Raw genomic sequence first — 10,950 nt, 5'->3', positions numbered from 1 at the left:
CCCGCGCCCCGTCGGCCGCCGCGCTGAGCGCCCAGGCCCTGGCCCGCAACGCGGCCGCGAGCGCCACCCTCCCCGCCACGCGCCGGGTGCAGCCGCCCCCGTCGGACGAGTAACGCGGGAATCGTTGTCAGGGCACCGGCGTTTCCGAAGTCGGTGCCCTTGGTGTGCGGGCCCGGGCCTTGTCTTCAGCCCGGGCCGTGCCGCAAGCTGCACCTGAAGCACCGGCTGTCGGCTGTCCACGTGGGGAGATGTCAGAGGTCTTCCCCTGAACGAGGTTCGCAGATCCTTGAAGCTGTTCGCCTGAAACCCCGGTCCCCAGCTGTCCCCCGCCGCCGCGCGTCCTGACCGACGTGTGCGCTGGCTTCCGGTTTCAGGAGTCGCTTCAACATGCCCTCGTCCTCTTCCTCCGTGCGCGCGCACGACGTGTGCTTTTCGTTCACCGATGCCATCCCCGTCCTCACCGACGTGGAGTTCCACCTCACCCCGGGCTGGACGGGCCTCGTCGGTCCCAACGGCGCCGGCAAGTCCACCCTCTTGCGCCTGTTGTCCGGGGAGCTGACGCCCACGTCCGGGCAGCTCCAGTTCGAGCCGGACTCGCCGATCGTGTGCCTGTGTCCGCAGGGCGTGGAGGAACTCACGCCGGACATCACCGCCTTCGCGGACGCGTGGGACGCGCTGGCGCGCAGGCTCCAGGGCCAGCTGGGCCTGGACGTCACGGCGCTGGAGCGCTGGCCCACGCTGTCTCCGGGGGAGCGCAAGCGCTGGCAGGTGGGCGCGGCGCTCGCCCGCGAGCCGGACGTGCTGCTGCTGGATGAGCCCACCAACCACCTGGACGCGGAGGCACGCGCGTGGCTGGTGGCCGCGCTGCGCCGCTTCCGGGGCGTGGGCGTCGTCGTGTCCCATGACCGCGAGCTGCTGGAGACGCTCACCCAGGCCACGCTGCGCGTGCACGGCGGCGAGGCCCACCTGTACCCGGGCGCCTACTCCGCCGCGAAGGGCCACTGGGAGGCGGAGCGCGAGGCGGAGGTCGCCGCCCACCAGCAGTCCAAGGCGGAGCGGGACCGGGCCGCGCAGCTGCTGGCCAACGCCCGGCGCGAACACCAGGGCGCCACCCTGTCGCGCAGCACCGGGCGGCGCATGCGCAACAAGAACGACAGCGACGCGCGCGGCCTGGGCCCGTCCACACTGGCCGGTTGGGCCGAGGCCCGCCTGGGGCACCAGGTCACCGTCAAGCGGCGCGAGCTGGAGCGCGCCGAGGCAGCGGTGGGCACCTTCACCGCGGACAAGACCGTGGGCCGCTCCGTGTTCGTGGACTACGTGCGCTCGCCCAACCCGTGGCTCTTCACCTTCGACACTCCGGGGCTGAAGGCCGGCGACATGGAGGTGCTGGGTCCCACGCACCTGGACGTGGACCGCGAGGCGCGCATCCGCATCGAGGGTCCCAACGGCGCCGGCAAGACGACGCTCCTGAAGGCCCTGCTGGAGCAGGCGCGCGTGCCCCGCGACAAGCTGCTGTACCTGCCCCAGGACCTGGGCGTGGAGGAGACGCGGGCGATGCTCGAGGAGGTGCGCGAGCTGCCCCCGGAGGAGCGCGGCCGGGTGATGTCCCTGGTGGCCGCGCTGGGCGTGGATCCGCACCGGCTGCTCGCGTCCGGACAGCCGTCACCCGGCGAGGCGCGCAAGCTGGCCATCGCGCGCGGCCTGGGTCAGCACGCCTGGGCCCTGGTGCTGGACGAACCCACCAACCACCTGGACCTGCCGTCCATCGAGCGGCTGGAGGCGGCGCTGCACGACTACCCGGGCGCGCTGCTGCTCGTCACCCACGACGCGCCCTTCGCGCGCGCCTGTACCACCACGCGGTGGCGCGTCGCGAACGGACGCGTGGAGGTCGAGTAGAGACAGTGTCCGCTGGGGAAACACTGAAACAGGTTTTCCCCGCCGGCTTCCGCTCCTAGAAAAGACATGCACGCCCGGTGGATGTCACACCGGGCCTGTATCGTCTGTCTCCCCCCATTCCAGGAGTCCGTATGTCTCGGCGTACGCCGCCATGGCGGCATTCGTGTCTCTTCATCACGGGCGCGCTCGCGCTCACCGGTTGCACGGGCGGTTCCGTGCCAGAGGAAGCGCCCGCGCTGGAGCAGCAGGCCGCCGCGCTCGTGCCCGGGCCGGACCTGCGCATCACGGAGCTGCAGGCTCCGGAGAACGCGAAGCCCGGCCAGTCCGTCACCGTCACCGCGAAGGTCTGCAACGCCGGTGAGCAGACCGTGTACTCCAGCACCCTGCTCCAGGTGTACCTGTCCACCACGGCCACGCAGCAGGTGCCGGGGTCGGGGACGCAGCCGCCCACCAGCCAGCAGCTCACCCAGGGCCAGACGAGCGTGGGCACGGTGTACGCGGGCCAGTGCGTGTCCCGTTCGCTGAACATCACCGTCAGCCCGCCCTCGGGCTTCACGGGCAACGGCGTCTACTACCTGGGCGCCAGCATCGACACGCAGAAGGTGGTGCCGGAGCCGGATGAGACGAACAACGGCTTCGTCCGCGGCCGCATGGGCGTGGGCAGCCGGCCGGACCTGGTCGTCACGAAGGTGGACGCGCCGGCGAACCTGACGCCGGGCCAGCTGTTCGACGCGTCCGTGACGGTGTGCAACGTGGGCACGGAGCCCAGCTCCAGCGGCGCCGTGCAGCTGTACCTGTCCACGGTCAACGCGATGACGATGCCGCCCCAGCCCGGCTCGCAGACCACCCTTCAGTTCCCGCTCGGCAGCATCCCCGTGGGCGGTCTGGCCACGGGCCAGTGCCGCGTGGTGCCCTACTCCGGCACCGCGCAGCCGCCGTCCACGCCCGTGGCGCCCGGCACGCCCTACTACCTGGGCGGCATCGTGGACTGGACGGGGAGCCTGCTGGAGCTGCGCGAGGACAACAACACGTTCGTGCAGGGCCCGGTGGGCGTGGGCAACGGCCCGGACCTGACCCTCCGCTCCGTGACGGGGCCCGCGAGCGTGCGCGAGGGCGACCCGCTCCAGGCGACCGCGACGGTGTGCAACACGGGCTTCACGACCTCCGGTCCGGCCGACGTGAGGGTGGTGCTGTCCCCGGTGCCGTCGCTGGCGGCTCCGTCGTCCCAGCCCCGCCCCATGACCGAGCTGCCGCTGGGAACCCTCAACGTGCCGCCGCTGGCGGCGGGCCAGTGCGCCGCTCGCACGGTGCAGGGCCCCGCCAACCGCCCGCCCTCTTCCACGTATTCGCAGCCCCTGTACCTGGGCGCAATCGTGGACATGAACCAGGGCGTGATGGAGCTGCGCGAGGACAACAACACCCGCGCGGACACGCTGGTGGGTGTGGGCAATGCGCCGGACCTCACCGTCGTCGCGATGGACGTCCCCTCCAATTCGTCGCCCTATGCCCCGTTCACGGTGTCCGCGAAGGTCTGCAACGTGGGCACGGCGCGCTCCATGAGCGTGCCGCTGGACGTCTACGTCACGAACGAGCCCTCGCTCTCCATCACGCCGTCGGGCCCGCCGCCCATGTCCGCCATGATTCTGGGGGGAGGTCCGCTGCCGCAGCTGGAGCCGCGCGAGTGCGTCACCCGCGTCGTGACCGGCAACGTCAACCCGCCCGGCGGGACGATCATGCCGAACCCGACGCTGTACGTGGGCGCGGTCGTGGACGTGCCCGCGCTGCTTCAGGAGCTGCGCGAGGACAACAACGTGTCCGCGCTGTCCCGCATCGGGCATGGGAGCGGTCCGGACCTCGTCGTGCGCACGCTGACGGCGCCCGCGAGCGTCAAGCCCGGCACGTCGCTGTGGACGGACGTGAAGGTCTGCAACGAAGGCACCCAGCCCGCGCCGGCCTCCACGGTGGGCCTCTTCCTGTCCCTCACGCCCTCGGCGGTGTCACCGGTGCAGGGCCCGCCTCCGCCGACCCAGTCACCGGTGGGCACGGTGGAGGTGTCCTCGCTCCAGCCGGGTGCCTGCGCGCTGTACCCGAAGACGGTCTACGCCGCGCCTCCGCCGTACGCCCTGCCGTCGCAGCCGCTGTACCTGGTGGCCCTGGCGGACGTGAACCAGCAGCATCAGGAGCTGCGCGAGGACAACAACGTGCGCGTCGCCGGCCCGCTCTTCCTGGGCAACGGCCCGGACCTCGTGGTGACGGACGTCACCGGCCCCTCCAGCGCCATCCCCAACGGTCCCCTCACGCTGAAGGTGACGGTCTGCAACGCGGGGACGGAGCCGGCGGGGCCCTCGCAGGTGATGGGCGTCCTCGCGATGGAGGAGACGCTGTCCACGCAGTCTCCGCCCCCCGCGCCGTCGGAGTTCGTGGCGGGCGTGGTGTCGCTGCCGCCGCTGGCCGTGGGCCAGTGCCTGACGGCGCCCATCAATGGCCAGGCGGGCGCGCCCTATCTCGCCGACCCCAACAGCCCCCTCTTCCTGGGCGCCCGCGTGGACAGCGGCCTCCAGGTGATGGAACTGAACGAGGACAACAACACCCGCGTGACGTCGCGCCTTGTCCGGGGCAGCGGCCCGGACCTGGTGGTGCGCTCGGTGACGGTGGCGTCCGCGCCCGTGCCGCAGAACACCCGCTTCACCGCGCAGGTGGACATCTGCAACGAGGGGAACGTGTCCGTGTACGGCTCCGTGCCGATGGATCTCATCGTCACCACGGAGACGTCCCTCTACGTGCCCGGCCAGGGAATGCCGCCGTATACCCAGGTGCAGAGCCCCATCCCCGGAGGCAGCCTCTGGGCGTCCCCGCTGATGCCGGGCCAATGCACCGTGCTGTGGGTCGAGGCCGAGGCCCTGCGTCCTCCCTCCTCCGTGCCCGGGCAGCCCATCTACCTGGGCGCCATCATCGACACGCCGAACGCGTGGCAGGAGCTCATCGAGGACAACAACGCGCGGCTGATGGCCACGCCCATCAGCCAGGCGCAGTAGGGGCTTCCCGCTCGGGATTCCCCATCCGTTGAGATGGAGTTCGCCGGCCGGAGGGCCTTCACGCCTCGCGGCCGGCGATTGTCTTTTCCGGACCTGTCCGCCAATACGATGGGTTCGCGTCGTACTGCTTTTCGTCTTGGAGCGAGTCGCTTAAGGCTTCTCACGGCGTCGGCCGGCCCCGCTGGCGCCTCGTAGACCACCCATACCCCAAGGAGAACACATGCCACGGCTGTCGCCGTCATGGAGACACGCGTGTCTGCTCATCACGGGCACGCTCGTCATCACCGGCTGCGGAAGCGAAGGTGCGTCGCCCAGCGCGAAGCACGCCCGCGGTCAAACCCATTCATTGGATCAGGGCACGGACCTGGTCATCACCCGCCTGGACGCGCCCCAGAGCGTCCGCGACGGAAGCACGCTCACCGTCACCGCGCAGGTCTGCAACCGGGGCGACGCCTTCGCCGGCGGCAACGGGCCGACGCTCCTGCAGGTGTACCTGTCCACCTCCCCCACGCAGCAGGTGCCCGCGCCGGGGAGCCCGCCTCCCTCCGGACAGAGCACCGTGGGCCAGGTGGACGTGGGGTTCCTGGACCCCGGCGCGTGCGTCACGCGCACCGTGTCCGGCCCCGCGATTCCGCCCCCCGGCCCGCAGCCCGTCACCGCCCTCTACCTGGGCGCCAGCGTGGACACCGACCAGCAGGTGCAGGAGCTGGATGAGACCAACAACGGCTTCGTGAAGGGGCTGATGGGCGTGGGCACCGGGGCGGATCTGGTGGTCACCGAGGTGACCGCCCCCACCAGCGTCCGCGACAACGCCTCCTTCCTCACGGAGGTGCGCGTCTGCAACGTGGGGACCGCGCCCTCCCCGACGACGCAGGCGGGCATCTACCTCTCCACGCAGACGGCCTTGAGCATCCCGGCGCCCGGCACCCCCTCCCTGTCGCAGATCAAGGTGGGCGAGGCGTTCGTGCCCGGGTTGGACGCGGGAGACTGCATCGTGGTCCGGACCCAGGCCCAGGCCCTGCGTCCCCCGAATGCCTCCCTGCCCACGCAGCCGCTGTACGTGGGCGCCATCGTCGATGACGCTGGAAATGCTCCGGAGCTGCGCGAGGACAACAACGCGCACGTCGCGGGCCGGATGGGCGTGGGCATGGGGCCCGACCTGACGGTGACCGGCGTGGTGGCGCCCGCCAACCTCCGCCATGGCGAGGAGGTCCGCACGTCCGTCACGGTGTGCAACGTGGGCACGGCGTACAGCTCGCCGGCGACCGTCGCGGTGCGCCTGGCCACCCAGCCGTCACTGACTCCGCTCCCGCAGCCCCCGTCACCCACCACCGAGACCGAGATCGGCACCACGCAGCTGCTGATGCCGCTGGCAGCCGGGCAGTGCACCCAGGTGAAGGTCTCCGGTCCCGCGTTCGCGCCTTCCGGCTGTCAGCCGGGCCAGCCCCTCTACCTGGGCGCGGCCGTGGGGGGCGGCTCTCCGTCCGAACCGGAGCTGCGCGAGGACAACAACACCTTCGTGAAGGGACTCGTGGGGCTGGGCAACGGCCCGGACCTGGTGATCCAGTCGCTGAAGGCGCCCGCCAACCTCCGGCCGTACGCCGGGTTCTCCGCCGAGGCGCGGGTCTGCAACGTGGGCACCGATTACCTGGGCAGCGCCGCCCGCCTGGACCTGTTCCTCTCCACGCAGGACCCGGTGGTCCTCCCGGCGGCCTACCCCGGGCCGATCGCCACGCCCACCCAGACCCCCGTGGGCGGCGCGGACCTGTGGTTCCTGGAGGCCGGGCAGTGCACGACGGTGCCGGTGAACGCCAACGCCTCGCTGCCGCCCGAGTTCCAGCCGGGCAAGCCCCTGTACCTGGGCGCGGTCATCGACACGGTCCGGAACATCCAGGAGCTGCAGGAGGACAACAACGTCTTCACCCACGGCCGGGTGGGCGTGGGAACGGCGCCGGACCTCGTCGTCACCGACGTGCAGGCACCCACGAACCTCCGGGACGGCCAGTCCTTCACCGCGAGCTACACGGTCTGCAACGTCGGCTTCGATCCCATCTCCGACTACGGCGTCTCGTTGTACCTCTCCCTGGACGCGGCGCCTCCGGTGCTGGGGCCCTCGCAGTACCCCAGCCCCCAGACCGGCTACGCCTTCCTGGGCCGCGCGTCGTCGTACGCGCACCTGGATTCCCAGCGGTGCGCCACGCGCAGCGCCACCTTCCACGCCATGCGTCCGTACCCGTCGGGCCCCTGGGATGTTCCCGGAACCTGGCACCTGAGCGCGGTCGTCGACACCGGGACGCAGGAGACGCGCCTGGACAACAACGGCTTCGCCGCGGGGCTGGTGGGCGTGGGTGACGGGCCCGACCTCGTCGTCACGGAGGTCCAGGGGCCCGCCAGCGTGCGGGAGAACGAGACCTTCACCACCCGCGTGAAGGTCTGCAACGTGGGCACGCAGCCGTCGAACGGCATGGCCCCCGTGGCGGTCTACGTGGGCACGGAGGCCGTGCTGCAGGCGCCTTCGCAGGGCGCTCCGCCTCCGCCCAATGACAGCCAGTTCCTGGTGGGCATGCTGGACGTGCCTCCGCTGGACACGGGCGCGTGCGACACGCAGGAACTCAGCGGCCAGGCGTCGCGGCCGTACCGGGCGGCGCCGGACCAGCCGCTGTACCTGGGCGCCGTCGCCGACCCCCTGGCCCAGATGCAGGAGCTGCGCGAGGACAACAACACCCGCGTGGCGGGGGTGATCAGCGTGGGCAACGGCCCGGACCTGGTCATCACCTCGCTGGAGGCGCCGGACAGCGCCTCGACGTACGAGACGTTCATCGCCAGCGCGCGCGTCTGCAACGTGGGCACCGAGTCCTCGTACAGCGCGCGGGTCGCGTTCGTCCTGTCCGCGGAGGAGACCTGGGAGCTGCCACCAGAGGGGGCCCCGAGGCCGTTCCCTGCCCCCACCCAGCTCATCCTGACCGAAGGCTCCGTCCAGGATATCCCGGCGGGCGAGTGCAAGACCCTGACGCGGACCATGCGCCCCATGCCGCCGCCGGGGGCCTCTCCGGATCAGCCCGTGTACCTGAGCGCCGTCGTGGAGCCGTACGGGTGGTCCCAGGCCGAGCTGCGCCGGGACAACAACGTCCACGTCCGGGGACGGCTGGGCATTGGCAACGGGCCGGAGCTGCTCGCCACGTCGGTGACGGCGCCCCCCGGCGTCCTGCCGTGGGTGCCCTTCACCACCTCCGTCACGGTCTGCAACCAGGGTGTGATGCCCTCGCCGAGCGGGGTCCGGGCGACGCTGCACCTGCTGACGACGCCCTCGCTGCCGCTGCCCTCGCCGCAGAACTACCCGCCGTATGAAGAGCTGCTTGCGGACGGGATCCTCCCGCAGGTGGGACCGCACGCCTGCGTCACCTTCCCGATGGAGTCCATTGCCCGCAGCTACGGGGCGCAGCCGGAGGGCCAGCTGTTCTACGTCGGCATCACCCTGGATCCGAACGCGTACGTGATGGAGGAGGTGCGCAAGGACAACAACACGTTCATCAGTCCCCGGCGCATTGCCGTAGGGTCCGCGCCGGACCTCGTCATCACCGCCATGGGGGGACCGGCCAGCGTCCGGCCCGACATGGGGGGGATGACGGTGCCGGTGACGGTCTGCAACCAGGGCACGCAGCCCGCGCAGCCGCGGACGGTGTCCATCGTCCTGTCCACGGAGCCCACGCTGCCGCAGCCGCCGTCGCAGGGCGGGCCCATCCCGCCGTCCTCCCGCGTGGCGGTGCTGGGCCTGGTGGAGATTCCGGACCTGCCCGTGAACGCGTGCGCCACGCGTGAGGAGAACGTTCCGGTCAGCCTGCCGCAGGGGGCGTCGCCGGGCGCGGTCTTCTACCTGGGCGCCGCGGTGGACGGCGCGGGGCCGGGCGTCGAGCTGCGCACGGACAACGACACCTTCGTGCGGGGCCGCATCGGCGTGGGCAACGCGCCGGACCTGGTCATCACGAGCGTGACCGCGCCGTTCTCCGTGCGGAGGGACGAGCCGTTCACCACCCAGGTGACGGTCTGCAACCAGGGCACCGAGAACCATTACTGGGGCGCCCAGGTGGAGCTGTACCTCTCCACGCAGCCCACGCTGCGCTTCCCCGGCGCCGGGATGTCCACGTCCCAGGTCTTCCTGGGCAACCTGCCCATGGACTCGCTGCTCGCGGGACAGTGCACGACGAGCGCGCTCACCACGACGGCCTCCTGGCTGCCGGAGGGCCAGGGCTCCGGGCTGTTCTACCTGGGCGCGCTGGTGGATCCGTACCGCTCGGTGACGGAGCTGCGCGAGGACAACAACGCCTTCGTCGAGAGCTTCCTCGCGGTGCTGCCGTAGCCCTTCGACACGGCACGTAGGACACGCGGGCGCCGGCCAGGGTCTTCACGAGCCCCGGCCGGCGCCCATCCATTCGCGGTACCACGCCACCAGCCGGGCCACGCCCGCGTCCGCGGACACGCGCGGCCGGAAGCCCGTCTCCGCCTCCAGCCGCGTGGTGTCCGCCCACGTGGAGGCCATCTCCGCGGGCGCGGCGGGCACGGACGTCACGCGGGCCTTCGCGCCCCAGTGCCGCTCCAGCAGGCCCACGAAGTCCCCCAGCGCCACCGGCTCTCCGTGTCCCACGTTGAGCAGCCGGTGTGGCGGGCCGCCTCCCGAAGGCGGCCGGTCCAACACGCGCGTCACGGCCTCCGCCACGTCGTCCACGAAGGTGAAGTCGCGCCGCATGCGCCCGTCGCCGTGCAGCCGCAGGGGCTCGCCTCGAGCCAGCGCGCGCAGGAACAGGAGCGGCGCCATGTCCGGGCGCCCCCACGGGCCGTACACCGTGAAGAAGCGCAGGCCGCTGGCGGGCAGCCGGTGCAGGTGGCTGTACGCGTGGGCCATCAGCTCGTTGGCGCGCTTGGTGGCGCCGTAGAGGTTGAGCGGCTGATCCACCGGCGCGTCCTCGCGGAACGGAGCGGGCGTGGCCGCGCCATACACGGAGCTGGAGGACGCGTAGACCAGGTGCTGGACGCGCGCCTCGCGGCAGGCCTCCAGCACGCGCACGAAGCCCGTCACGTTGGTGTCCGCGTACGCCGGAGCCTCCGCGTCCGGGGCCCGCACGCCCACGCGCGCGGCCAGGTGCACCACGCCCTCCGGACGGGCGGTGGTGAATGCCTCGCCCAGCCGGGCCGCGTCGGTGATGTCGCCGGCGAGGAAGGTGAAGCCGCGCGCGCCCGTCAGCCGCTGGAGGCGGGAGCGCCGCAGCGCCACGTCCCCGGGAGCCGCGTCCAGTGCGTCCAGTCCCACCACCGTGTCGCCCCGGGCGAGGAGCCGCTCGCAGACGTGGGCGCCGATGAAGCCCGCCGCGCCCGTCACCAGGACCCGCATGCCCCCCTCTTCCCGCGCGAAAGGAGGACGGCCGTCACGGCACCACCTTCACCGCGTCGATGACGGCCCGGCGCAGGAACGAGTTCCAGTCCGTCGCGGACTGGTAGGCGCTCACGATGGGCTGCGAGCGGAACGTGTCCGTCCAGAGCACCTGGCCGTTGGGGTCCACCATGCCCAGCCGCAGCACCACGTCCACCCGGTTCAGCACCGACGCGCCGGACACGTCCAGCCAGTCCAGGATGACCACCACCGCGGCCTCGGCCTTGTTCTGCTTCACGAAGGACGACACCTCGTCCGTGAGCGGCACGGGGGCCTGGGACTGGCGGGTGGCCACGACCTCGAAGCCGCGCGAGAGCAGCTCGGCTTCCGCCTGGCGGACCAGCACCGTGCGCGGGTTGCCCTCTCCGATGATGTCCTGGCGGAAGGAGCCCGTGGGCAGCACGTCCACGCGCGAGCCCGCAATCACCACCACCTTGCGGATGGCTCCCTCCGGGCGCACCTGCCGGGCGGCGCAGGCCGGAAGGACGAGGGACACCAGGAGGAGTGAAAGGAGTCGTGCGGGGCGCATGCCGTCACGCTAGGCCACAAGCGGCGGGGCCTCCACCCCGACCGCACCTGCCCGCCCCTCAATCG

5 protein-coding genes are annotated in these 10,950 nt (G+C 71.9%); 3 read left to right on the top strand and 2 right to left on the bottom strand.

The features are described 5' to 3' along the window. Window positions 1–387: 387 nt before the first annotated feature. From D7X55_RS26980 to D7X55_RS26970, 3 genes are all read left to right on the top strand, one after another. Window positions 388–1,896, top strand: a complete 1,509-nt coding sequence (locus D7X55_RS26980; RefSeq protein WP_121724563.1) for an ATP-binding cassette domain-containing protein — start codon at window positions 388–390, stop codon at window positions 1,894–1,896. Between the two features lie 131 nt (window positions 1,897–2,027). Beyond that, entirely contained in the window at window positions 2,028–4,931 is a 2,904-nt protein-coding gene (locus D7X55_RS26975) for a CARDB domain-containing protein (protein WP_121724562.1), read from the top strand. 220 nt (window positions 4,932–5,151) lie between these two features. Continuing rightward, complete coding sequence (locus D7X55_RS26970) at window positions 5,152–9,288, top strand: CARDB domain-containing protein (RefSeq protein WP_121724561.1); 4,137 nt, start codon at window positions 5,152–5,154, stop codon at window positions 9,286–9,288. Between the two features lie 45 nt (window positions 9,289–9,333). Here D7X55_RS26970 and D7X55_RS26965 read toward each other — a convergent pair whose 3' ends face one another. Then, complete coding sequence (locus D7X55_RS26965) at window positions 9,334–10,317, bottom strand: NAD-dependent epimerase/dehydratase family protein (protein WP_120552651.1); 984 nt, start codon at window positions 10,315–10,317, stop codon at window positions 9,334–9,336. Between the two features lie 34 nt (window positions 10,318–10,351). Further along, window positions 10,352–10,885 carry a hypothetical protein gene (locus D7X55_RS26960; RefSeq protein WP_121724560.1) on the bottom strand — a complete coding sequence of 178 codons (534 nt, stop codon included), beginning with the start codon at window positions 10,883–10,885 and terminating at the stop codon, window positions 10,352–10,354. Window positions 10,886–10,950: the final 65 nt, after the last annotated feature.

It is taken from the genome of Corallococcus sp. AB049A, from assembly GCF_003668885.1.
Classification (GTDB): domain Bacteria; phylum Myxococcota; class Myxococcia; order Myxococcales; family Myxococcaceae; genus Corallococcus; species Corallococcus interemptor.
Note: the sequence above shows the minus strand (reverse complement) of the source record. Positions and strands in the feature narration are given on the sequence as shown.

Bases quoted from the DNA above. Each gene is read 5' to 3' on its own strand.
- D7X55_RS26980 (WP_121724563.1), top strand. From the start codon at position 388: ATGCCCTCGTCCTCTTCCTCCGTGCGCGCGCACGACGTGTGCTTTTCG.
- D7X55_RS26975 (WP_121724562.1), top strand. From the start codon at position 2,028: ATGTCTCGGCGTACGCCGCCATGGCGGCATTCGTGTCTCTTCATCACG.
- D7X55_RS26970 (WP_121724561.1), top strand. From the start codon at position 5,152: ATGCCACGGCTGTCGCCGTCATGGAGACACGCGTGTCTGCTCATCACG.
- D7X55_RS26965 (WP_120552651.1), bottom strand. From the start codon at position 10,317: ATGCGGGTCCTGGTGACGGGCGCGGCGGGCTTCATCGGCGCCCACGTC.
- D7X55_RS26960 (WP_121724560.1), bottom strand. From the start codon at position 10,885: ATGCGCCCCGCACGACTCCTTTCACTCCTCCTGGTGTCCCTCGTCCTT.